Origin of the sequence: Streptomyces sp. NPDC001507 (genome assembly GCF_042894765.1) — a bacterium.
Classification (GTDB): domain Bacteria; phylum Actinomycetota; class Actinomycetes; order Streptomycetales; family Streptomycetaceae; genus Streptomyces.
In genome coordinates this window covers 705,494-728,376 of the sequence record NZ_JBIAVV010000004.1, presented here as the reverse complement: position 1 = coordinate 728,376, position 22,883 = coordinate 705,494, and the positions used below count along the sequence as shown (strand labels likewise).

General features: G+C 69.6%; 22 protein-coding genes, 1 rRNA gene and 1 pseudogene. 8 read left to right on the top strand and 16 right to left on the bottom strand.

Translation table 11 applies throughout. From position 1 onward, the window contains the following. Positions 1–88: ribosomal RNA gene (gene rrf, locus ACFY0K_RS17210) — 5S ribosomal RNA — on the top strand; the annotation flags it as partial. Between the two features lie 91 nt (positions 89–179). Here rrf and ACFY0K_RS17205 read toward each other — a convergent pair. Next, positions 180–728, bottom strand: a complete 549-nt coding sequence (locus ACFY0K_RS17205; protein WP_390640517.1) for a cysteine hydrolase family protein — start codon at positions 726–728, stop codon at positions 180–182. Positions 729–823: 95 nt separating this feature from the next. On the opposite strand from ACFY0K_RS17205, the gene ACFY0K_RS17200 reads away from it, so the two are divergent. Further along, positions 824–1,390, top strand: a complete 567-nt coding sequence (locus ACFY0K_RS17200; protein ID WP_390640516.1) for a GNAT family N-acetyltransferase — start codon at positions 824–826, stop codon at positions 1,388–1,390. Here ACFY0K_RS17200 and ACFY0K_RS17195 read toward each other — a convergent pair. From ACFY0K_RS17195 to ACFY0K_RS17155, 9 genes are all read right to left on the bottom strand, one after another. Further along, a complete protein-coding gene (locus ACFY0K_RS17195; RefSeq protein ID WP_390640515.1) occupies positions 1,387–2,889 on the bottom strand; it encodes a type VI secretion protein in 1,503 nt (500 codons plus the stop codon). The two genes, ACFY0K_RS17200 and ACFY0K_RS17195, sit on opposite strands and share 4 nt — an antisense overlap. An 11-nt stretch (positions 2,890–2,900) precedes the next feature. Beyond that, positions 2,901–4,316, bottom strand: coding sequence for an ATP-binding protein (locus ACFY0K_RS17190; RefSeq protein WP_390640514.1), 1,416 nt, complete (start codon positions 4,314–4,316; stop codon positions 2,901–2,903). Between the two features lie 14 nt (positions 4,317–4,330). Continuing rightward, entirely contained in the window at positions 4,331–5,890 is a 1,560-nt protein-coding gene (locus tag ACFY0K_RS17185) for an SCO6880 family protein (RefSeq protein ID WP_390640513.1), read from the bottom strand. Then, the gene (locus tag ACFY0K_RS17180; protein ID WP_390640512.1) at positions 5,887–7,236 is read right to left on the bottom strand and encodes a hypothetical protein; all 1,350 of its coding nucleotides are present in this window, start codon (positions 7,234–7,236) and stop codon (positions 5,887–5,889) included. The genes ACFY0K_RS17185 and ACFY0K_RS17180 overlap by 4 nt, the downstream gene beginning before the upstream one ends. Further along, the gene (locus ACFY0K_RS17175; protein WP_390640511.1) at positions 7,226–8,059 is read right to left on the bottom strand and encodes a hypothetical protein; all 834 of its coding nucleotides are present in this window, start codon (positions 8,057–8,059) and stop codon (positions 7,226–7,228) included. The genes ACFY0K_RS17180 and ACFY0K_RS17175 overlap by 11 nt, the downstream gene beginning before the upstream one ends. Positions 8,060–8,199: 140 nt before the next feature. After that, positions 8,200–8,508: a hypothetical protein gene (locus tag ACFY0K_RS17170; protein ID WP_089101683.1), complete on the bottom strand. Its 309-nt coding sequence runs from the start codon at positions 8,506–8,508 to the stop codon at positions 8,200–8,202. Between the two features lie 335 nt (positions 8,509–8,843). Continuing rightward, the gene (locus tag ACFY0K_RS17165; RefSeq protein ID WP_390640510.1) at positions 8,844–10,151 is read right to left on the bottom strand and encodes a peptidase S8; all 1,308 of its coding nucleotides are present in this window, start codon (positions 10,149–10,151) and stop codon (positions 8,844–8,846) included. Between the two features lie 426 nt (positions 10,152–10,577). Continuing rightward, on the bottom strand, positions 10,578–11,951 hold the full coding sequence (locus ACFY0K_RS17160) for a peptidase S8 (RefSeq protein WP_390640509.1): 1,374 nt from the start codon (positions 11,949–11,951) through the stop codon (positions 10,578–10,580). A gap of 295 nt (positions 11,952–12,246) precedes the next feature. After that, positions 12,247–12,849, bottom strand: coding sequence for a TetR/AcrR family transcriptional regulator (locus tag ACFY0K_RS17155; RefSeq protein ID WP_351961587.1), 603 nt, complete (start codon positions 12,847–12,849; stop codon positions 12,247–12,249). A 108-nt stretch (positions 12,850–12,957) separates the two neighbouring features. Here ACFY0K_RS17155 and ACFY0K_RS17150 point away from each other — a divergent pair, with 108 nt between their 5' ends. Together ACFY0K_RS17150 and ACFY0K_RS17145 are read left to right on the top strand one after the other, a co-directional pair. Beyond that, positions 12,958–13,866, top strand: a complete 909-nt coding sequence (locus ACFY0K_RS17150) for an oxidoreductase (RefSeq protein ID WP_351961586.1) — start codon at positions 12,958–12,960, stop codon at positions 13,864–13,866. A 123-nt stretch (positions 13,867–13,989) separates the two neighbouring features. Further along, positions 13,990–14,757 (top strand): SDR family oxidoreductase, encoded by a 768-nt coding sequence (locus ACFY0K_RS17145; protein WP_352089331.1) that lies wholly within the window; start codon positions 13,990–13,992, stop codon positions 14,755–14,757. 14 nt (positions 14,758–14,771) lie between these two features. Here ACFY0K_RS17145 and ACFY0K_RS17140 read toward each other — a convergent pair whose 3' ends face one another. The 3 genes from ACFY0K_RS17140 to ACFY0K_RS17130 are packed head-to-tail and all read right to left on the bottom strand — an operon-like array spanning position 14,772 to position 15,967. Next, complete coding sequence (locus ACFY0K_RS17140; RefSeq protein ID WP_390640508.1) at positions 14,772–15,176, bottom strand: Imm50 family immunity protein; 405 nt, start codon at positions 15,174–15,176, stop codon at positions 14,772–14,774. Continuing rightward, entirely contained in the window at positions 15,166–15,663 is a 498-nt protein-coding gene (locus tag ACFY0K_RS17135; RefSeq protein ID WP_390640507.1) for an Imm50 family immunity protein, read from the bottom strand. The genes ACFY0K_RS17140 and ACFY0K_RS17135 overlap by 11 nt, the downstream gene beginning before the upstream one ends. Next, positions 15,653–15,967, bottom strand: coding sequence for an HNH/endonuclease VII fold putative polymorphic toxin (locus ACFY0K_RS17130; RefSeq protein ID WP_390640506.1), 315 nt, complete (start codon positions 15,965–15,967; stop codon positions 15,653–15,655). Before ACFY0K_RS17130 ends, ACFY0K_RS17135 begins: the two co-directional genes overlap by 11 nt. 141 nt (positions 15,968–16,108) lie before the next feature. Between ACFY0K_RS17130 and ACFY0K_RS17125 the strand changes: the two genes are divergently transcribed. After that, complete coding sequence (locus ACFY0K_RS17125; RefSeq protein WP_390640505.1) at positions 16,109–16,510, top strand: hypothetical protein; 402 nt, start codon at positions 16,109–16,111, stop codon at positions 16,508–16,510. Between the two features lie 19 nt (positions 16,511–16,529). Here the strand turns inward: ACFY0K_RS17125 and ACFY0K_RS17120 are convergent. Both ACFY0K_RS17120 and ACFY0K_RS17115 read right to left on the bottom strand, forming a co-directional pair. Then, positions 16,530–17,338 (bottom strand): IS5 family transposase gene (locus ACFY0K_RS17120; RefSeq protein ID WP_390640504.1). Its coding sequence is split into 2 segments (ribosomal slippage): positions 16,530–17,018 and positions 17,021–17,338, totalling 807 coding nucleotides; the frame shifts between segments, so codons are not numbered across the junction. 81 nt (positions 17,339–17,419) lie between these two features. Beyond that, positions 17,420–18,046, bottom strand: a pseudogene (locus ACFY0K_RS17115) (RHS repeat-associated core domain-containing protein); the annotation flags it as partial. A gap of 374 nt (positions 18,047–18,420) precedes the next feature. Between ACFY0K_RS17115 and ACFY0K_RS17110 the strand changes: the two are divergent. From ACFY0K_RS17110 to ACFY0K_RS17100, 3 genes are all read left to right on the top strand, one after another. Next, entirely contained in the window at positions 18,421–19,194 is a 774-nt protein-coding gene (locus ACFY0K_RS17110; protein ID WP_390640503.1) for a trypsin-like peptidase domain-containing protein, read from the top strand. 86 nt (positions 19,195–19,280) lie between these two features. Next, the gene (locus ACFY0K_RS17105) at positions 19,281–20,300 is read left to right on the top strand and encodes an NlpC/P60 family protein (RefSeq protein ID WP_390640502.1); all 1,020 of its coding nucleotides are present in this window, start codon (positions 19,281–19,283) and stop codon (positions 20,298–20,300) included. Between the two features lie 193 nt (positions 20,301–20,493). Further along, positions 20,494–21,186, top strand: a complete 693-nt coding sequence (locus tag ACFY0K_RS17100; RefSeq protein ID WP_390640501.1) for a phosphatase PAP2 family protein — start codon at positions 20,494–20,496, stop codon at positions 21,184–21,186. A gap of 130 nt (positions 21,187–21,316) precedes the next feature. On the opposite strand, the gene ACFY0K_RS17095 is transcribed toward ACFY0K_RS17100, so the two are convergent. Beyond that, entirely contained in the window at positions 21,317–22,879 is a 1,563-nt protein-coding gene (locus ACFY0K_RS17095; RefSeq protein WP_390640500.1) for an FAD-binding oxidoreductase, read from the bottom strand. Positions 22,880–22,883 lie beyond the last annotated feature (4 nt).

The window sequence follows — 22,883 nt, the reverse complement described above, 5'->3', positions numbered from 1 at the left end:
CGGTTACATTCCGAACCCGGAAGCTAAGCCTCACAGCGCCGATGGTACTGCAGGGGGGACCCTGTGGGAGAGTAGGACACCGCCGAACAAATATTGGGAAAGGCCCACGCCATTGGCGTGGGCCTTTCTGCGTTTTCCAGGAGGTTCACAGGAGGTTCAGCGGGAGGCGCAGCAGAGGTTCAGAAAGCGACGTCCGCCGTCGCGACCGTGCCGCCCTTTCGGCCCGGGGCCTCCTGCCAGTTCCAGTAGAGGTTCGTGTGCGAGATGACCTGCTCCGGGGCCGGCGCGCCGTACGCGGTCAGGTCCTCCGTGGTGTGGGCGTCGGCGACCAGCGTCGCGTCATAGCCGCGGACCATCGCGCCGTGCAGGGTGGAGCGGATGCAGGCGTCGGTCTGGGCGCCGGTGACGACCAAGCGGCCGATGCCTTGCTCGGCGAGTACGGACTCCAGCTCGGTGTCCTCGAAGGAGTCTCCGTAGCGCTTGTGGACGAGCGGCTCGGAGGCCTCGCGGACGAGTTCCGGGACGTACTGCCAGGGGGCGCTGTCCGGCTTCAGCTCGTCGCTGGCGTGCTGGATCCAGACGACGGGGACCGCCTCGGAACGGGCCCTGGCGAGCAGGGCGTTGATGTTGGCGATGACCTCGTCGCGGTTGTGGGAGCTGTCCACCACGCCGTTCTGCACGTCCACGATCAGCAGGGCGGTGTTCGGGCGGTTCGGGAGAGTCGTCATGGCGCCCACCGTAGACCGCGGCACTGACAGACCGGTCGGCGAACCGATCGGGAAACCAGGTGAGTGCGGTGTGCGTTGGGCGTTAGCGTGGCCGTATGAGTCCTATGACCAGCGGTGATTACGTGATTCGCGCGATACGGGCCGACGAGTGGGAGGCCGTCAAGCGGCTGCGGCTCGTCGCGTTGCGGGATCCGGTTGCGGACATCGCGTTTCTCGAGACCTATGACGACGCCCTGAAGCGGCCGGACTCCTTCTACCGGGAGCGGGCGGCGCGTTCGGCCGAGGAGCCGAGTGGTGCGCGCCAGTTCATCGCCGAGACGGCGGACGGGGAGTGGGCCGGGACCGTGACCGTGCTGATCGAGGAGGCCGGGTCCACGGACTGGGCCGGGTTCCTGGTCGAGCGGCGGCAGGGGCATGTGGTGGGGGTGTTCGTCCGGCCCGAGCACCGGGGGAGCGGGCTGGTGAAGGCGTTGTTCGACGCCGGTGTGGCGTGGGCGAGGGAGCGTGGGGCTCAGCGGGTGCGGCTGCTGGTGCACGAGGACAACCCACGGGCCCAGGGGGCCTACCGCAAGGCCGGGTTCGTGCCGAGCGGCGTGACCGTGCAGCTGGAGGCGGACGCGGGGAAGCGGGAGTTCGAGTTCGTTCTGGAGTGGCCGGCCTAGACCGGCAGTTCCCGGTGCGGCCAGCGGGAGCGGGCCTGTTCGTGGGAGCGGAGCAGGGCGAGGGACGGCAGGCCCTGGTCGGTGCCGGTGGCCAGCAGGTCGGGGAGCTGGGGCAGCGGGGCGACGGCCGCCACGTCGTCCAGGACCAGCGTCAGTGGTGGGTCGAGCCGACCGGAGGATGACCGTTCGGCCATGCGCCGGCCGTGCTCGACCACGCTGGAGACGAGGGCCGTCAGGAGGGGCATCGCGCCGGGGTTGGTCCTGGGGTCCTCGATGGATTCACCGACCACATAAAGCGTGCCCCCTTCGGCGACGAAGGAATCCAGGGCGAGGGCATCGGTTCGGTTGGGTGTGCAGGCCTCGCGGATGTTGACCGTGAAGAGGGCCGCGAGTGCCCTGGCCGTCAACTCCTGGGCGATGTCCCGCCGTTCGGGATGGGACGTGAGGGCGGCCTCCAGCTCGCCCGCGGCGCCGGGGGCGGCCTTCGGGTGGGTGCGGAGGGTCCGTACGGCGTCCTGGACGCCGGTGCCCTGGGCCCAGCGGTGGACGTGCCGCACCGTGCGGTTCTCCAGGGCGGCGGCGTGGAGGTAGCTGCGCAGGAGGGTCTCGGCCGTGTCGGTGACGGTCTGGTCGATCTTCGCGGTGGGCCGGACCGGGGCGAGGAGGGCCTGGGCGCGCTGGATCGCGGTGGGCTTGTCCTCGCAGTGGGCCGTGGGGGACCAGTGGAAGCGGGCAGGGGTGTCGCAGAGGTGGTTCGGGTCGTAGAGGAGGACGGGGCCGAGTTTGGCTCTGGCGTCCTTCGTCTCCGACCACAGGGCGGGGTTCGAGGTGACGACGAGGGCGGGGCCGAGCGCGTCCTGGATCGCCTGGGTCGCGATCGTCTGCCGGCTCTCCCGCGGTGCGACGTGGATTCTGGTCCAGGTGCCCGGCCGGTCACTTTCGGCCGGGAGGGGGGCGGGACGGACGTCCTCCAGGGGGCGGTCCGGCTCCGCGGTGGGCGCCGGGACCGCGGGCGTCAGCGGGGCCTCCTGGAAGGCCGGCTGATAGGCCTCCTGGCGTCTTTCCGGTTCGGTGTGGGGCTCCGGAACCGGGTTGGCGCGTGCGGTCTTCGCCGTCGCCGCCCGTCTTCTCCTGCCGGCCCGCCACCGGGCGATCGTCCCCAGTACGAACACGGTGAGGACGATCAGGACCATCAGCTGGCCGATGAACAGGCCCCAGAACAGTCCCCAGCCGGCCAGCCGGTCCGCCGGTGTGTCCGGCCAGGCGCCCGTGATGTCGTGCGGGGAGCCGATGAGGTGGCGCATCGCGAGGGGGGTGTGGGAGAGGTCGACGGTCGACGGCCAGCTGCCGTGGGCGAACCAGGCCGCCAGTCCCGTCGCCGTCCACACCATGATCGTGATGCCGAGCAGGAACCCGAGTATGCCGATGAGCAGGCCGTCGGGAATCCCGCCGCCCTGCTGATCGCGCCGGTCGCGCTCCTGCCGCGGGTCCGGTCTCACGAACGGCCTCCCTACGCCACCGTCGATTCGGAGTCGCCGAGGTGCTGCTCCACGAAGGCCGCCGCCCGCTGCTCCGCCTCCAGCTCGGCGGCGAGCAAGGCGTCGTCCGCGGCCAGTACGTCGCTGGACGACTCGGTCATCGCGCGGTCGGTGAAGACGAGCGGGCGTTCCGTCTCGGTGACCAGGTGTTTGACCACCTGGACGTTGCCGTTGACGTCCCAGACGGCGATACCGGGGGTCAGGGTCGGGATGATCTCGACCGCCCAGCGGGGCAGGCCGAGGACGCGGCCGGTCGCCCGTGCCTCGTCCGCCTTCTGGGCGTAGACCGTCCTCGTCGACGCCATTTTCAGGATGGCCGCCGCTTCCTTGGCCGCCGCGCCGTCCACGACGTCGGAGAGGTGGTGGACCACCGCCACGAAGGAGAGACCCAGGCGGCGGCCGAACTTCAGCAGTCGCTGGAACAGCTGGGCCACGAACGGGCTGGCGATGATGTGCCAGGCCTCCTCGACCAGGAAGATGCGCTTCTTGCGGTCGGGGCGGATCCAGGTGTGCTCCAGCCACACGCCGACGATCGCCATGAGGATGGGCATGGCGATGGAGTTGCGGTCGATGTGGGAGAGGTCGAAGACGATCAGCGGGGCGTCGAGGTCGATGCCGACCGTGGTCGGGCCGTCGAACATGCCGCGCAGGTCACCGTCGACCAGGCGGTCCAGGACCAGGGCGACGTCCAGGCCCCAGGCCCGTACGTCGTCTATGGCGACGTTCATCGCCTCGGCCGACTCCGGCTCGGGGTGCCGTAGCTGCTCGACGATGTCGGTCAGAACGGGCTGGCGGTCGAGGATCGACTCGTTGACGTAGGAGTGGGCGACCTTCAGCGCGAAACCCGCGCGCTCGTCGAGGCCGTGGCCCATCGCCACTTCGATGATGGTCCGCAGCAGCGCCAGCTGGCCCGTCGTGGTGATCGCCGGGTCCAGCGGGTTGAGGCGGATGCCGTGGTCGAGGGCGGCCATCGGGTCGAGCCGGATCGGCGTTATCCCCAGCTCTTCCGCGATGAGGTTCCACTCGCCGACGCCGTCCTCGCCCTGGGCGTCCAGGACGACGACCTGGCGGTCGCGGAAGCGGAGCTGGCGAAGGACGTAGGTCTTCTCCAGGGCCGACTTGCCGTTGCCGGACTCGCCGAGGACCAGCCAGTGCGGGGCGGGGAGTTGCTGGCCGTAGAGCTGGAAGGGGTCGTAGATGTAGCCCTTGCCGGAGTACACCTCGCGGCCGATGATCACGCCGGAGTCGCCGAGGCCGGGCGCGGCCGTGGGGAGGTAGACCGCCTGGGCCTGGCCGGTGGAGGTGCGGACCGGGGAGCGGGTCGTCTCGACCTTCCCGAACAGGAAGGACGTGAAGGCTTCGGTGAGGACGGACAGCGGGTCCCTCATCAGCGCATCAGCCTCTACCTTCGGATTCCGGTGGCGAAGGGCAGTGTGTTCACGAAGGCGCGGTGGTGCTCGCGGTCGCACCACTCCAGTTTCAGGTACGACTTTCCGGCGGACGCCCTTATCGTGCGCTTGTCGCGGTTGAGGGCCTCCGGGGTGCGGGAGGAGACGGTGATGTAGCCGACCAGGTTGACGCCGGCCGCGCCGCTGGCCAGGTCCTCGCCGCGCTGGTCGAGGCGGTTGTGGGCGGCGATGTCGCGGGGGTCGACGGTCCGGTTCATCTTGGCGGCGCGGGACGCCTCCGCCTCGTCGTTCGTCTTCTCGGTGAGCATGCGCTCGATGGCGACCTCGGTGGGTTCGAGGTCCATGGTGACGGCGACCGTGCGGATGACGTCCGGGGTGTGGACCAGGAGCGGGGCCAGGAAGTTGACGCCGACCGGGGTCATCGGCCATTCCTTCACCCAGGCCGTGGCGTGGCACCAGGGCTCGCGGGTGCTGGACTCGCGGGTCTTCGCCTGGAGGTACGTCGGTTCCATCGCGTCCAGTTCGGCCGGCCAGGCGTTGCGCTGGGTCATGGCCTGGATGTGGTCGATGGGGTGGTCCGGGTCGTACATGGAGTGGATGAGCGAGGAGAGGCGGCCCTGGCCGAGGGGCTGGCGGACGCGGATGTCCGCCTCCTGGAGGCGCGAGCAGATGTCCGTCAGTTCGCGGGCCATGACGACCGCGAGACCGGCGTCGCGGTCCAGCTTGCGGCCCGCCTGGGGGCGGGACGCGCGGGCCATCGCCTGGGCCTCGGCGGCCAGTTCGCGGGAGTAGTGCATGCAGGCGACGAGGTACGCGCGGTGCTGCTCGCTGCTGGTGGAGACCATGGACTGGAGCTGGTCGTAGGAGCGGGACAGCCAGTCCGGGGCCTTGTCGTCGCCGCGCTGGGCGACGTCCTTGGCGTGCGCGTCGGGGTCGGCCGGGAGGGTGCGGGCGAGCATCTGGAGGCGGGTGACGAAGCCGTCGCCGTTCGCCACGTGCTTGAGGAGGGTGCCGAAGCGGTCGACGAGGGCCTCCTGGTCCTCGGAGTCGCGCAGGCCGACGCCGGGGCCCTCGATCTCGATGGCGGCGGTGACCGTCTTGCGGTCCGCGTGCAGGAGTACGGCGATCTCGTCGGGGCCGAAGGGCGCGGCGAGCCAGGTGATGCGGCCGATGCCGGGCGGCGGGCCGATCTCGACCTCACGGCCGTCGAGGCGGGTGCCGGCCTCGGAGGCGGTGGAGCGGTAGACGGTGCCGTTGCGCAGCGTCCGCTTGAAACTGCGGTTGATCTCGAACCACTTGTAGAAGGTGCGGCGCTTGTACGGCACGTAGACCGCGGCCAGTGCGATCAGGGGGAAGCCCATCAGGAGCACGATCCGCAGGGAGAGCACCGGGACGAGGAGCCCGCACATCATGCCGAGGAACGCGCCCGCGATGATGAGCACGATCTCGCCGGACTCACGGTTCCTGCCGATGATCGCGTTCGGCCGGGCGCGGCCGATGAGATACGTACGGCGGGGCGTGATCGGATGGGACAGGTGGGACTCTGTCGTCAACGCCCTTCACCTCCCGAGCTGTTGTTGCGGGTGTTGCTGGCGTGCGGGGTGTTCACCGGGCTGGGCGCCCGGGGTGCGGGTGCGGCGGAGGGGACAGTTCCGCCGCCACCACCGTTCGGGGTGCGCGTGCTGTGCGCGGCGACGCCGCCCGAGGCGGGGTTGGCCGGGCGGGCTCCGGAGGCGCCGGAACCGCCGCTCCCGCCGCCGTTGTTGTCGGTGCGGGCGCTGTGGGTTCTGATGCCCTGGGCGACCAGGTTGGCGGGGCTGCTGATGACGGCGGCGGCCTTGCCCTCGGCGCCCTGCATGATGCGGTTGCTGCGGCCGTTCGCGATCTCGTCGCCGAAGCCGGGCACGAAGCGGTAGATCATCGCGCTGGCGAAGATGGCGAGCAGGATGATGGCGAGGCCGGAGACGACCGCGGAGAAGGAGTCCGGGCCGCCGTCGGAGGACAGGGCGCCGGCGAGGCCGAGCACTATCACGATGACCGGCTTGACGAGGATGACGGCGATCATGATGCCGGCCCAGCGGCGGACGTGACCCCAGAGGTTCTTGTCGACGAGGCCGGCGTAGACGACGGTGCCGAGGAGGGCGCCGACGTAGAGCAGGGCGGCCCTGATGACGAGCTCCAGCCAGAGGACGCCGGCGGCGAGGATGCTCACGAGGGAGACGACGATCAGCATGATCGGGCCGCCCCCTATGTCGGTGCCCTTGCTGAGGGCGCCGGAGAAGGTGCCGAAGAACGTGTCGGTCTGGTCGCCGGTGGTCTTGGCGAGGACGTCGGTGACGCCGTCGGTGGCCGAGACGACCGTGTAGAGGATCAGGGGGGTGAAGGCGGAGGCCAGCACGGTGAGCCAGAGGAAGCCGATGGCCTCGGAGATGGCGGTGGAGAGGGGGACGCCTCGTACCGCGCGCTTGGCCACGGCCAGCAGCCACAGGAGCAGGGTGAGGATCGTCGACGCGGCGAAGACCACGGCGTACTGCTGGAGGAACTTCTCGTTGGTGAAGTCGACGTTCGCGGTCTCCTTGACGGCGCCGCTGAGCTTGTCGATGGTCCAGGAGGCGGCCTTGGCGCAGCCCTGCCCGAGGGAGGCGAGGGGGTCGAGGGTGGAGGTGAGGGGATCGGTGGTGGAGCCGCTGCTGCCGCCGGAGCCGCTCTCGCAGAGCTGCAGGGACGGGCCGGTGATTCCGGCGCAGTTGTTGCTGCTCGGCGTGGCGGACGGGGTCCCGGAGGGGGTGGCGGTCGGTGACGGGTCTGCGAAGGCCCGGGTGGCCAGAAGGATGGCGGAGGCCTGCACGGAGGCCACCAGGCCGGTCAGCTTGAGCACGCGGTGCTGGCTAGCGGGCATAGGTGAACCCTCCGAATTCCTGGACCGCCTTGCTGATCTCGTCGGTCCCGGAGACGGGGTTGTCTCCGGTCACCGGGGTGGGACCGGTCGTCTGGCTGGATTCCAGGACCTTCCAGTCGCCGTCGCTCCAGTTCAGCTTCATGGTGATGGTGAACCAGTTGCTGGTGACCGGGTTGGTGGACTTCTCGCCGGCCATGCCGAACAAACCGTTGCACCAGACCTCGACGGTGGCGGCGGCGTCGCTGTACGACGTGACCTTGGTGCCGGCGGGTAGCGTGCGGTTGACGAAGGTGCTGCCCTGGGGGGCGGTGCCGTCAGTGTTGAGGCCGGCCTTCTTCAGGAAGTCGGCAGAGTAGTCGGCGTCGAAGCCGGACAGCATGCTGTTCACGACGCTGGGGTCGGCGACGGTCTGTACGATCGCGTGCCGGGTGGCCGTGATGAACATGCCGTCGGAGCCCAGCGCCGTCGCGTAGTTGGCCGCCGCGCTCTGTGCGCCCTGCTGGCTGTGCGCGTATCCCGTCGGGATTCCGTCGCTCTTCGCCTCCACCGGCTTGGTCCCGCTGGCCGCCGTCGAGGAGGTGGCAGGTCCGCCGTTGTTGCCGGTGCCGGCGTTGCCGCTGGTGTCCGAGGAGCCGTTGTTGCCGCCTCTGTTCGCGAAGGCGATCGCCGCGATGAGGAGGACGACCACGCCGACGACCGTGACCAGGCTCCGTGAGGAGGAGCGGCCGCCGCGCCGGGAGGCGCCGCCGTACGGGTCGCCCTCGGGCAGCCGGGTGCGGGTGTGGCCGGTCTCCGGGTAGCCGGGCTCGTCTCCGAGGCTCATGCCGGGTACTCCCCCTCCACGTCGTACCGGAACGCGTAGCAGTACGACGGTAGCCGTGCTGGTTCCCGCGCGGGCGCGGTGTGGTGACTCGACATCAGGGAGACGCAACCTCGGAGCGGGGGATACGGAGGTCCAGGCAGCTAGACGGCCATGCCGTACACGATGGTGAACAGGGTGCCGAGTGAGCCGATGATGAAGACCCCGGTCAGTCCGGCGATGATGAGGCCCTTGCCCTGTTCGGCGCTGAAGGTGTCACGGAGGGCCGTGGCGCCGATGCGCTGTTTGGCGGCACCCCAGACGGCGATGCCGAGGCAGAGCAGGATGGCGACGGCCATGACCACCTGGATCATCGTCTTCGCTTCGTTGCCCAGGCTGCCGAAGGGGCCCCAGTCCGGAGCGATTCCGCCGATGATGGTGTTGATGTCACCCTTGTCGGCTGCAAGGAACATGTAAGTCACCGCCCCTGGTGGGTAGTTCTGTCCGCCCCTGCCCGGTGCAGAGGTCACGCATCATTCTCGCCGACAACGCCGCCGGAGTATGTCGACTTGACGTCATTGATTGGCGGGTTTCGCACGAAGGGGTCGTACGGTCACTCTGTGTATCACGGCAGGTCACGCCGGGCAATGAGGCCTGGGCGGAACCTGTGGTGTAGTTCCGTCGTTGTGCCCTTTTGCGACCTGGCGGGGTTTTTGACGGCCAGTCGGGTGAATGCCACCGTCCCGATGTTCTCATGACGAACGGGCCGCGGCTGGTTGCCGCGACCCGTCGGGGGGAGTAGCCGTTACTAGTTGGCGAAGGCGCTGATGCCCTCGGGGGTGCCCCAGCCGGTCGGGCCGTCGTAGCCGGTGGTGGCGGTGCAGTAGTACGAGACGGAGCAGGAGCCGTTGCTGCCGCTCGTCACGTCGTTGAGGGACGAGGTGCCCGCGTAGTCGTACGGGTACTGGGCGGGGTAGGTGCCGCTGGCCGGGGTGCCGGCGAGGGCGTAGACGCCGGCGATGATCGGCGCGGAGACGCTGGTGCCGCCGAAGGTGTACCAGCCGGCGGTGACGCCGTAGGAGTCGTAGACGGAGACGCCGGTCGCCGGGTCGGCGACCGCGGAGACGTCGGAGATCATGCGCTTGGTGCAGCTGGTGTCGGTCTGCCAGCTGGGCTTGGCGTCGTAGGAGGAGCAGCCGGAGCCGGTGCCCTCGGTGCTGGACGTCTTCCAGACGGTCTCGGTCCAGCCGCGGGTGGTGGAGGACGTCGACAGCTTGGTGCCGCCGACCGAGGTGACGTAGCGGGAGGCGGCCGGGTACTCGGCGCCGTAGCCGCTGTCACCGGCGGAGACGGTGATGGCGACACCGGTGTGGTTGAAGTACGAGGAGTCGTACGAGGTGTCCGAGGAGGACTCGCTGCCGCCGTAGCTGTTGGAGACGAACTTCGCGCCCAGGGTGACCGCCTCGTTCACCGCGGTGCCGAGGTTGGCCATGGTGGCGCTGGTGGCCTCGACGAGCAGGATGTTGCAGTTCGGGCAGATCGCGGAGGCCATGTCGAGGTCGAGGGAGATCTCCTCGGCCCAGCCGGAGTCGGAGGAGGGCAGCGAGGTGGTGGAGCCGGTCTGGCTGACCTTCTTGAAGCAGCCGTTGGCCGTGGTGCAGGCGGACAGGCCGTAGTACGAGCGGTAGGTCGCGAGGTCGGACTCGGCGTTCGGGTCGTTGTACGCGTCGACGATCGCGATGGTCTCGCCCGAGCCGTTGGAGGCCGCGGCGGAGGTGAGGCCGTAGGCCGACCGGAGGTTGGTCGGGCTGTAGCCGGAGGGGGTGGACGCGTCGGCGGCCTTGGGGGTGATGCCGGTCTTTGCGGCCTGCTGCTTCTGGTAGGCGGTGAGGCCGCCGGTGACGCGGTAGGAGTTGCAGGCGAGTTCGCCCGTGTGCTTGGGGGTGGCACAGGGGGTGGCGGTGTAGGTCACCTTGGACGACGCCGAGGGTGCCGCGTCGGCCTGGACGGCGGTGCCGAAGCCGGCGAACACCAGCGCGGCCGTGGCCGCTGCGGCGGCGCCGATCCGGCGCCGGCCGCTGCGGGTGGACGGTCTGGCGGGGGGAGTGGAACGCATGCGTGCAGCCTCCTGAGTTCCGGTACTTGGGGGTGGGAACAGGGGCGGTGCGGGTGCGATCTGGTGCTTTCGCCGTCGGTATGGGGGTTCGGCGGCGAGGGCGGCGGCCCGCGAAGAGAATCCTTTGTTGAGTACGCGACAACAAGAGGCTGCTGGAATCCTGACTTCCGCATTGCCGAACGGGGCCTTCGCGTGACCCTTCGATGGCGGGGCGTTGGCTCGCGGGTGACGGGTGCTTGACGCAACTCACAGCAGACGCACGGGAGTTGCAAAAGGACAAGAAACCGTAGCCGTCGGGCACGTGAAAAACGGGCCACGGCCGGATGCCGTGGCCCGTTTCTCTTTCCCTGCCGCCGAGGGGACCCCACGTCCCCCTCACGGTGGCGGCTCCCCGTGACCCGACGGGGAGGTCAATCGGTGCGGGGCTCAGCCGGTGAAGGCGTCGAGACCCTCGGGGGTGCCCCAGCCGGTCGGGCCGTCGTAGCCCGACTTCGCGGTGCAGAAGTACGAGGTGGAGCAGGTGCCGTTGTTGCCGCTCGTCACGTCGTTGAGGGCGGAGGTGCCGGCCGCGGCGTACGGGTACTCGGCCGGGTAGTCGCTGCTGCCCGGGGTGCCGGCCAGGGCGTAGACCGAGGCGATCAGCGGCGAGGAGGCGCTGGTGCCGCCGTAGGTGTTCCAGCCGGTGCCGTCGGAGCCGTAGCTGTCGTAGACCGAGACGCCGGTGGCCGGGTCGGCGACCGCGGAGACGTCGGCGATCATGCGCTTGGAGCAGCTCGCGTCCGTCTGCCAGGTGGGCTTGGCGTCGTAGGCGGAGCAGCCGGAACCGGTGCCCTCGGTGCTCGACGTCTTCCAGACCGACTCGGTCCAGCCGCGGCTGTTGGAGGAGGTCTTCAGGGCGGTGCCGCCGACGGCGGTCACGTAGCGGGAGGCGGCCGGGTACTCGGCGCCGTAGCCCTCGTCACCGGCGCTCGCGGTGATGGCCACGCCCGCGTGCTTGTAGTACGAGGTGTCGTACGACGTGTCCGAGGACGACTCGGAGCCGCCGTAGCTGTTGGACACGAACTTGGCGCCCAGCTTGACGGCCTCGTTCACCGCGGTGCCCAGGTTGGCGTCGGACGCCGACTTCGCCTCGACGAGCAGGATGTTGCAGTTCGGGCAGGTCGCGCTGACCACGTCGAGGTCGAGGGACTCCTCGCCGGCCCAGCCGCTGTCGGCGGAGGGGAGCGAGGTGGTGGAGCCGGTCTGGGAGACCTTCTTGAAGCAGCCGTTGTCGGTGGTGCAGTCCGACAGGCCGTAGTACGACCGGTAGGTGGCCAGGTCCGCCTCGGCGTTCGGGTCGTCGTAGGCGTCGACGATGGCGACGGTCTCGCCCGAGCCGTTGGAGGCGGCGGCGTCCGTCAGGCCGTAGGCGGACTGGATGTCGCTCGGGCCGTATCCGGTGGGGGAGTCGGAGGCGGCGTTCGGCTTGACGGTCTTCGGCGTGACGCCCCTGAGGGCGGCCTGCCTCTCCATGAAGGCGGTGGTGCCGCCGGTGACCCTGAGGGCGTTGCAGGCGGCGAAGCCCGCCTTCGGGGTGGCGCCGCAGCCGGCCTTCTCGTACTGGACGTGGGCCTTGGCGACCTGGGCGGCGATGGCCTTGGCGCTGACCTTGTGGGTCGCGGTGGCGGTCGCGGCGGCCGCGTCGGCGTGCGCCGCGGTGCCGAAGCCGGCCACGAGGAGCGCGGCGGTGGCGGCGGCTGCCGAACCGAGCTGGCGCCATCTACCGCTTATGTGGGGGGAGTTGGGGGTGGGCGTACGCAACGTACAGCCTCCTGGGAGAGGTGGGACAGAGGCCTGCGGGTGGGGGACCACCGGCGTGGTGGCCGGTGGGGGCGGCGGCCCGCGACGAACCATCCCCTTGTTGAGTACGCGACAACAAGGTGGGTTTCGGAATCCTGACTTCCGCGTTACTGAAGCGCGGGAAGGGCTTACTGATCATTGGGGCCCGGATGGCCGGAAGTTGGGGTTCGGTTGACCCGAAGCCCCTTCGGGGCGGGGCTCAATGCGCGTTGATCGGGGCGTACCGAGCCGTTGCGTGACCTGAACTGAGCCTGGATCAGCGGGGTTTGAGGCCGTGCAGAACGAGGTGGACGTGCTGGTCCAGGCCGGCCAGGACCGCGTCCGGCGCGAGGGTGCCGTTGGTGGCCAGCGCGGCCAGGCCGTGGATGCTGGCCGCGGCCGTGAGGGTGACGGCCTCCGGGTCGCCCTGGACGATCTCGCCGCGCCGCTGGGCGTCGGCCACCAACACGACGAAGGAGCCCAGGGAGAGCTCGGCGGCGGCCGCGAGGTCGGTGCCGACGTCCGGGGCGTGCTTGCGGGAGTACATCAGCTCCAGCAGCTCGGGGTTGGCGACGGCGAAGCCGACGTAGGCGCGGGCGAGCGCGGTCATGCGCGGTTCGAGGGCGGCGTCCGGGAGGTCCGCGGCGGCCAGGGTCTGGTTCAGCCGCTCGTACCCGCTGAGCGCGAGCGCGTCCAGCAGGGCCTGCTTGTCCCTGAAGTGCCGGCCGGGGGCGGCGTGGCTCACCCCGGTGTCGCGGGCAAGTTCGCGCAGGGACAGTGCGGCGGTGCCCTTCTCGCGCAGGGTGCGCTCGGCGCTCGTGAGCAGGGCGGCGCGCAGGTCTCCGTGGTGGTAGGGGCGGCTTTGCGGCATGGGGGCCATCGTAACCCGATGTAGTCGCTGCCAGCTTTGTAGGCGGCGTCAGCTTTGTTGTCGTTGCCACCTTTGTTGTCGTTGACAGCATTGTTGTCGACGCCTACATTGGCGGGCATGGCTGAGAAGAATCGCAAATGGAACGCGTCCGACCTCCCCGCACTCGCCGGCCGTACCGCCGTGGTCACCGGTGCCAACAGTGGCCTCGGCTTCACGGCCGCGGACGCGCTGGCCCGGGCGGGTGCGCACGTGGTGCTGGCGGTACGGGACCCGGAGCGCGGGCGGGCGGCCGCGGCGCGGGTGAACGGCAGCACCGAGGTGCGCCGCCTGGACCTGGCCGACCTCTCCTCGGTGCGCGAGTTCGCCGCCGGCTGGGACCGGCCGCTGGACCTCCTGGTCAACAACGCGGGCGTGATGATGCTCCCGGAGCTGCGCACCAAGGACGGCTTCGAGATGCAGTTCGGCACCAATCACCTGGGCCACTTCGCGCTGACGAACCTGCTGCTGCCGTACGTCACGGACCGCGTGGTCACCGTCTCCTCGGGCCTGCACCGGGGCGGCGACGGAGTGATCCGCTTCGAGAACGTGAACCTCGAGGGCGCCTACACCCCGACCCGCGCCTACGCCCAGTCCAAGCTGGCCAACCTGTTGTTCGTGCTGGAACTCCAGCGCCGGCTGACGGAGGCCGGCTCCCGGGTCCGCGCCCTCGCCGCCCACCCGGGCTACGCGGCCACCAACCTGCAGAGCCACACCGCCAACCCGCTGGCCCGCCTGGGCATGCGGCTCGGCAACCGCCTCTTCGCCCAGGACGACCGCGCGGGCACCCTTCCCACGCTGTACGCGGCGACCCAGGACCTGCCGGGCGCGAGCTATGTCGGCCCGGACGGCCTGGGCGAGATGCGGGGAGCGCCCGCCCTGGTCGCCCGCAGCGCGGCGGCGAGCGACCCGGCGGCGGCCCGCAGGCTGTGGACGCTGTCGGAGGAACTGACGGGTGTGCGGTGGCCGCTGGGTGTCGAGGCCGCGTGAACGCCGGTCCGGCGCGGTGACCGCCCAGTTGCTGGACGCCCGGCCGGCCCGTCACGGCACCCGGCTACGGTGAGCGGACACGACGGATGCGACGGGTACGACGGTTGTGCGGGAGGTGGCCGGATGAGCGGCGGCGCCGTGGACTTCTCGCTCGGCGGGCGGACGGCCCTGGTGACCGGCTCCGTGCGGGGGCTGGGCCTGGAGATGGCGCGGGGGCTGGCGGGCGCCGGTGCGCACGTGGTCCTCAACGGCCGGGACGCCGCGACGCTGGAGGAGGTGGCGGCGGGCCTGCGCGAGCACGACGGCCTGGACGTCACGGGCGCCGCCTTCGACGTCACCGACCGCGAGGCGGCCGAGGAGGCGGTGACCGCCCTCGGCGCGATCGACATCCTGGTCAACAACGTGGGCCACCGGGACCGCAGGGGCGTCGAGGAGATGGCGCCGGACGAGCTGTCCGCGCTGCTCGACGTCCACCTGACGTCGGCGTACGCGCTGAGCCAGACGGTCGCCCGGGGCCTGGCCGAGCGGGGCACCCCGGGCCGCATCATCAACGTCTCGTCCGTCGTCGGCCAGCTCGGCCGCATCGGCGACGTCGCCTACGCCACGGCGAAGGCGGGCCTCGACGGCCTGACCCGGGCCCTCGCCGCCGACCTCGGCCCCAGCGGCACCACGGTCAACTCGGTGGCCCCGGGCACCTTCGCCACCGAGGTCAACGCGGAGCTGGCCGAGGACCCGGAGTGGAACAGATGGCTCCGCACCCGCACCGCCCTCGGCCGCTGGGGCCGCCCGGCCGAGATCGCGGGCATCGTCGTCTTCCTGGCGAGCGACGCGGCGTCCTTCATCACGGGGCAGACGATCGCGGTGGACGGGGGGATGACGACGACGTTCTGAGCGCGGGGCCGGTGTCAGGGGCTGCCCGAGGCGAGATACGCGTGGGTCCTGGCCAGCCGAGCCGTGGCCGCCCTGAACGTGATCCCCGAATCCTGGGTTCCCAGGACCACGTCGAAGCAGTGCTCGTGCACGGCCAAGCCGACGTTCTTGGCTTCGGAGGCCCCCCAGCCGGTGACCCGGAGGTCCGTCACTCCTTCGAACGCGAGGTAGAAGTCGAAGGCGTTGAATTCTTTCTCGCGCCATTCTTCTGGAGCGTTCGCCGGGAGTGTCCGAGTACTGAAACCCAGTGTCACCGAAACGTTCCGTTCGTCGATGTGCACGTAGAACGGATCGCACGAGTCGGCCGCGGGCGCGGTGCCCTCGTAGAGCTCTCCGAGGTATTCAGGGGACGCGAGGACGCGTGACCAGTCAGCGCTCATAAAATGTCTTCTCCGTGGTTCCGGGAAGGGTATCGTGCCGTCGGGCGTCCACTTTGCTGAGGAAAAGATGACGTCCCCTGTCGGATCCGTCCTCATGGATTGCGAAGGCGGTCACGTGGCCGACACGTACGGAGTCGCTGCAGTCGAATTCCAGTGACATTCCCGTGCTTCTCACGGAGACCTTCATACGTCGTTCCGTACCCCACGGAGTCGTCTTGACGTCGCCCACGACCGGCGGGACCCAGTTGGTGAGTAAAAGACCATCCACCGCCAGGAACTGAAACTGACACTGCACGGTGTCCATGCCCGCGTCGATCCACTCCTGAGGAGCCGAGCCGGGAAAAGAGGGCATGTCGAGGCGGAGCGTCACCGTGGGGCCGCGCCAGTTCAGGTTGACCGACCGGATCCGAACGCCCGTCAGGTCGGGAATTCCTCCGTAGAGGGACCGAAGCGGTCCCGGATCAACCAGAATGCTCTCAACGGTCATAGTAGTAGTGCTCCTCGCAGCCGGGGACCTGCCCGTTGCGCGTGTCCTCGAACGGCCTCACGTGGACGTGCGGGCCCTGATAGCCCGGTTCCCCCGGTTTCTGATGGCCGAACCAGTGATCCTGGAAGACTATCAGGTCCTCTCCATTCGGATGCTCGTAGATCTCCTCCGTGTAATAGATGGGCTGGTGGTCCTCGCCCATCAACTGCTTGGCACCCTGCCATTCCGGCGTTGTTGCCGGTACATAGGTGTCGACTTCGATGGGTTCGGCACCTGCCGGAATCCCGGCATCCCGAAGTGCCATTGCCTTCGCTTCGTCGAAGGTGCGCCCTACGTGCTCGTAACACGATCTTGTGACTCAGCCCGGGTAGTCGTGTCGTGGTGGAGCGTGGGAGTGTGGCCCTGGATCGTGGGCGATGGCCTGTGTGGGGGGAAGCGGGACTCGGTGAGCGTGGTGTGGGCGGCGACGTCGCCGGGATCAGGACTGTTCGATCCGGTTGAGCGATGCACAGAGGTGAAGGATCTGTCAGATCGCTTCGATGACTTGCGTTCCTGTGGCCAGGGATACGTCGAGGTTCGGTCGCCGGACAGGGAGTTCCCGGTACTGACCCTGGCCTTTCGAGATGATCACGCGGTCGTTCACCTGATGAGTGACACCGGGCGGATGTCTCTGCTCGTAGGAGACGGCACCACCCCCTCGGGTGCCGAGGTCGAGGTCCCGATCATGGACGATCTCGCCGCGTTCACGGGCGACTTTGTCCTGGATATCGATCGGGCGTGGGACCTGGTGCACGACTTCACGCAGACGCGGGTGGCCGGCCCTCTGGGTGAGTGGTGTGAGTTGTAGCCGAAAGCTCGTGACACGATCATGATCGGTGTTTCTTCAGGCGCCTCCAGCAGATGAGGCCGCAGGCCAATGAGACGAAGGCGTCGTGGAGTTCGGTTCGGCGTTCCCATCGCAGGGCTAGGCGTTTGAACTGGTGGAGCAGGGCGAAGGTCTGCTCGACGACGTAGCGGAGCTTGCCCAGGCCCTTGATGTTCGGGGCGCCCTTGCGGGAGATGACCGGCAGGATCCGGCGCTTGCGTAACTCTTCGCGGTTGGGGTTGGAGTCGTAGCCCTTGTCCCCGAGCAGCGAATCGGGGCGGCGGCGTGGCCGGCCGGCTCGCCCGGCCACGGGCGGGATGCCGTCGACCAGGGCGAGGGTTTGGGTGACGTCGTTGACGTTCGCTGCGGTGGTGATGACCTTGAGCGGGGTGCCGCGTCCGTCGCAGATCAAGTGGTGCTTGCTGCCCGTCTTCCGGCGGTCGACCGGTGACGGACCGGTGTCGGCTCCCCCCTTTTCGCACGGATGTGGGAGCCGTCCACACACGCCCTGGACCAGTCGAGCCCACCCGCGGCATTCAGCTCGGCGAGCAGAATACGGTGCAGCCGGTCGAAGACCCCGGCCTGCTGCCACCGCTCCAGACGCCGCCAGCAGGTCTGTCCGGAGCCGAACCCCAACTCCAGGGGCAGCAGTTGCCAGGCTATGTCGTTGTGGAGCACGTACAGGATGCCCTGCAGACACAGCCGGTCCGGCACAGGCCGCGGCCCCGGTGATCGCTCAGGCCAGGGCGGCAGCAATGGCTCGATCAATGCCCACAAGCCGTCATCCACGATCCACGGCCGAGTACTCACACCGTCCCGAACGGCTGAATCGTCACATCGGTCACGCCCGACCAGGACACCTCAACAAGATCGTGTTACAAGCTCTACGGGCTCACCGCATCCCGGCGCGAGGCCGAGGGGGTCGATCCACGTGTGCGGATTGGGTACGTACGTGACGGGGTTGGGTGCCGGGGCCAGGCCGAGGGGGTCAGGGCTGAGGTAGCGGGCCGTCTCCGGGTCGTACGTGCGGAAGTAGTTGTAGTGGAGACCCGTTTCGGGATCGAAGTACTGGCCGGGGAAGCGAAGGGGCGTGTAGGCGGTCGCGCCGGTGTTCCATGTCGTGGTCCCCCAGAGTGTGGCGCGGGTGCGCCACGCTATGGCGCCCGACTCGTCGACGAGCTCGGTGGGCGTGCCGACGAGGTCGCTGACTATGGCGAAGAAGCGCTGGTCGACAACGCTCTGCGGCGCGTCGGCAGCGATGATCCGTTCGGTCTGGGCCAAGGGGCGGAGGCCGTCGTGGTCCCAGGTGACAACGACCGGATGAGACCGGGCCTCGGCCCTGGTGGTCTGCTCGCAGAGCGAGTGCCCGTCCCAGGTGGAGGTGGTCTCCTCCAGGACGCTCTCGCTGTCGGCAGCGAGACGCTGTTTGGCGATGCGGCGCCCCAGCGGGTCGTACAGGTAATGCCAGCGCGTGCCGTCGGGAGTGACGACGGAGGTCAGACGGTCCTCGGCGTCCCAGATGTAGCGCCAGGTGTCGGGTTTGCGCGCTGCAACGGCCTCGCCGTGTGCTGCCCGACGTTCCGCAGCCCCGACGCCGCCTTGTGCATGGACGCGGCTTCTTTCTTCAGGTCCGACATGCCACCCCCCGAACTTCGCTCTGTGTACATGCCAGCCCAAGACACTATGGAGAGCGGGTAGGCGGGAGGTATTGCTGACGTCAAGCAAAAGTAAAGATCGCTGGAGACGGTGCGCACTGGTCGAAGTCGCCCGACCGCCTCGCCGCCCTGAGGACACCGCGTACGGCGAGGCCGGTCGGCCGCAAGGGCGGTTCCCAGAAAAATCTCAGTGAAGTCGGGAACCGTTTCTCACCTTTGTGGGAGACAGTAGGCGCGATGAAGCGCACCTCACGCATCTCCGCCCCCTTGCGACGCGTCGCGCTCTGCGCTGTCGTCGTGCTGGCCGCCACCTCGGCCTCCGTCGCGGCCGCCGACGAGGCGGCGGGGCCGTTCGGGGTGACCGCCGTGGTCGGGGCCTCGCCGGCGAGCGCGCGGGTCGGGGCGCTGTTCGGTGCGGACAAGGCCGGGAACCTGTCCGGCAACCACTTCTGCACCGCCTCCGTCGTGCACAGCCCGCGGCGCGACCTGATCGTCACCGCCGCGCACTGCGTCGACGGGGTGGGAGAGGCCACCGGCCTGGTGTTCGTGCCCGGGTACCGGGACGGGCAGGCGCCGTACGGGGTGTGGAGGCTCGGGAAGCGGTACCTGCCCGACGGGTGGGCCCACGGGCAGAGCGAGGACAGCGACGTCGCCTTCGCGGTCGTGGCGGAGCGGGACGGGAAGCGGGTCGAGGACGTGACCGGGAGCAACCGGTTCGCCGCCGGGGTGGCCACCGGCGCCACCGCCGTCACCGTCACCGGATACCCCGACTCCCGTGAGGTGCCCGTCAGCTGCACCAACAAGCCCGTTCCGCGCAGCGTCACCCAACAGCGCATCGACTGCCCCGAGTTCACCGGCGGCACCAGCGGCAGCCCCTGGGTGAACGGGGACCACGAGGTGGTCGGGGTCCTCGGCGGGCACGAGCAGGGCGGTTCGACCCCCGACGTCTCCTACAGCGTGGTGCTCGGCCGGGAGGCCGCCGAGCTGTACAAGGACGCCACGGGTGACTGAGCGGGCCGGCTGAGGGCGCGTCATGTGCGCCGTCTTCCTGTGAAATAGCGCCACTCTCAGCCGAAATGGCGTTGAACAGCCCTGACATGGGGGAGGGTTGGGGCGTGCGCAAAGTATGGGTGATCGGTGGCGCGGTGACGGCGCTCGGCGTGAGCTTCGTCATGCTGCTCGTCATCGGTGTGTACGTCGTCGCCGGGAACCTTCTCAACGGGGTCGGCGGCGCCGGCAAGACCCTGGCCAAGGGAGCGGTACCGGCCGCGTACTCCACCCTCGTGCAGAAGTGGGGCAACCTCTGCTCCGCCATCAACCCCGCCCTGCTCGCCGCACAGCTCTACCAGGAGAGCGGGTTCAACCCGAAGGCGCAGAGCGCGGCGGCCGCGCAGGGGATAGCTCAGTTCATCCCGGGGACCTGGGCCACCCACGGCATCGACGGGAACGGCGACGGGGTCCGCGACGTCTGGGACCCGAACGACGCGATCCCGTCGGCCGCCTCCTACGACTGCGAGCTCGCCTCGTACGTCAAGGACGTGCCCGGCAACATCTCCGAGAACATGCTCGCCGCCTACAACGCGGGGGCGTACGCGGTCATCAAGTACAAGGGTGTGCCGCCGTACAAGGAGACCCAGAACTACGTCAGGACCATCACCACCCTGGAGGACAGCTTCGCCGCGCCGGTCAGCCGGCTCTCCCCGACCAAGCAGGCCGCCGGGGCCATCAACTACGCCCAGAACAAGCTCGGCACCCCCTACCTCTGGGGCGGCAACGGCACCGCGGCGGACAACGGCCGCTTCGACTGCTCCGGGCTGACCAAGGCGGCGTACGCCAGTGTCGGGATCACGCTGCCCCGGGTCGCCAACGACCAGTACAACGCGGGGCCGCACCCCTCGCGGGGCGAGCTGCTCCCCGGGGACCTCGTCTTCTTCTCCACCGACCTCTCGAACTCCCGCGCCATCCACCACGTGGGGATCTACGTCGGCGGCGGATACATGATCGACGCGCCCTACACCGGGGCCGTGATCCGCTTCGACCCCATCGACTCGGCCGATTACTTCGGGGCCACCCGGGTCACCGAGGATGGCGCGAAAGCACTCCCCACCACGGTGTGAACGGAGCGTATAACCCACCCCCTGAGCTGGGGGTTTGTGTCTCTCTTCGATAACGTCTGCGTGATCATTCGGTGGAACCTGGAACGTAGTGGTGTGGGCCGTGCGTTCCTGTTGACGTAGCCGACCACGGGGGTGGCAGCGAGCGACGCACACCAGGTGCGTCCCGGAACGACGACGAAGGGGCCGCAGCGCGATGGCTGTAATCGCCGAATCCGGGTCGAACCCTGACGTCGACCTGCTCTACGACATCAACGGGCTGGCCAAGGACGCGCCGCACTGGTTCGACCGGGCCATGGAGTTCGTCGGGGAGTACGGGCTGCTGGTCGCGATGGTGCTGCTGGTGGTGTGGTGCTGGTGGTCCGTGCGGCGCCGGGGGGACGAGGACGCGCCGTCCACCATGGCCGCGTTGGTGTGGGCACCGCTCGCCGCCGCGATCGCCGTCCTCGTGAACGTCCCCATCCGCGGGTTCGTCGAGCGGCCCCGGCCGTTCCTCACCCACCAGGGCATCGACGTCCTCGTCTCCGGCAAGACCGACTACTCCTTCGTGAGCGACCACGCGACGATCACCATGGCGCTGGGGGTCGGCCTGTTCGTCGCGAACCGGAGGTTCGGGGTGGCGGGGATAGGGCTGGCGCTGCTGGAGGGCTTCTGCCGGGTGTACATGGGCGTGCACTACCCGACGGACGTGGTCGGGGGGTTCGCGCTGGGTACGGCGGTCGTCCTGCTGCTGTCTCCGCTGGCGACCGCCTTGCTGACGCCGGTGATGAAGGCGGTGGAGGGGTCGGCCCGGGTGGGGTGGATCGTGCGGGGGCGGTCGGCGGGGGTGGGACTGGTGCCGGGGGGCCGGACGCCGGTCGAAGCCGAGGAGCGTGACCTGGCGGCGTAGGCGGGGCTGAGGTCGGGGGTGGGGACGCTTACCGGCCCGCAGCTATGTGGGGCACGGCTGTGAAGCGCCCCTTCAGGGGCGCGGGGAACTGCGCGAGCAACCCCCACGCGCCCGCAGCCGAAAGACTGCTCTACAACCCCTGCGGAGAAGAGAAGAACCGATTCGGGTCGTACTGCTGCTTCACCTTGCCCAGCTTCGTCACGGCGTCGCCGAAGTACGCCTTCTTCCAGTCCGTGAGCGTCGGGTCCGTGTAGTTCTGGTAGGCCGCGCCGGAGGCGTACGGCTTCATGGCGGTGTGCGCCGCGTTCAGCCAGGACTGCCCGGTGCTGCCGGAGGCCCCGGCCCCCCAGGACACGATGTACTGCGCCAGCATCCGCGACCGGCGGTGCACGAACGCCGTCGCCGTCGGCGAGACCCTGTTCACCGCTCCGCCCAGCGCCGTGAACGCGATGCTGCCCGCCCCGCCCCGGACGGCGGCGATCTGGCGCAGGGCCGTCTGGATGCCGGCCGCGGAGAGCGAGCGGTCGAAGAAGTCGGAGCGGGCCGTGTACGTCTCGCGGCCGAGCCTGCCCTGGGGGGAGCGGCCGGGGGTGGAGCCGGGCAGGTGGCACTGGGGCTCGGTGGCGAAGGAGGAGCAGCCGGCGTAGATCTCCATCACCTCCTCGTAGGCGTGGCGCCGCAGGGAGACGGAGGAGGCGTTGGCGCCGGCCTTGTGGGCGAGGGCGTCCACCGCGTTCTGGAGTTCGCCGTACGTGCCCATCGAGAAGCAGGCGACCGAGACGCGGGGGCCGCTGCCCGAGTTCTCCAGGTGGAGGGAGGACCAGATCTCGTCCGGCTGGGACGGACCCCACTCCTGCCAGGCCTTGAACACCTGCGCCGCCTTCGCCCACGGCCAGGTCAGGTACGCGGTCACCCCCTGCGGGGTCGGGTGGGTCCCGAACTGCAGCTCCGTGACGACGCCGAAGTTGCCGTTGCCGGCGCCGCGCAGTGCCCAGAAGAGGTCCTTGTTCGTCGTCGCGTTGGCCACCACCTGCGTGCCGTCCGCCGTGATCAGCGTCGCCTGGGTGAGGCTGTCGCAGGTCAGGCCGTACGCGCGGGACGCGACCCCGTGGCCGCCGCCGAGCACCAGGCCGGAGACGCCGACCGTGGGGCAGGAGCCAGCCGGTATGGTCACGCCCTTGGCCGCGAGGGCCCGGTATACGTCGATCAGCTTGGAACCGGCCCCGACGACCGCCGTACCGCCGCTGACGCGGATGCGGTTCAGCCTGGAGACGTCGAGGATGAGGCGGCCGTCGCCGGAGGAGTAGCCCGCGTAGGAGTGGCCGCCGTTGCGGATCGAGACCTTCAGCGCGTGGGCCCGGGCGTACGACAGGGTGGTGCGGATGTCGTCGGCGTGGGCCACGTAGGCGACCGCCGACGGCTTCAGGCCGTCGAAGCGGGTGTTGTAGAGCTGGTGGGCGGTGGTCCAGGCGGCGTCGCCGGGGCGGACCAGGGTGCCGTCCAGGGCGTGCGCGAGGGCCGTCCAGTTGGCCGCGGCCGCCGCGCTGGTGGTCTTCAGCGCCGTACGAGAGGATGTGGTCGCAAGTGGCGCCCCGGTCGTGTGGGTCGCGGTGGCGCTGCCGGAGCTGCACCCCGTCAGTGCGGTCGCCGCGAGGGCGGCCGCCCCGCCCGATATGAAGGTACGCCGTTCCATGCCC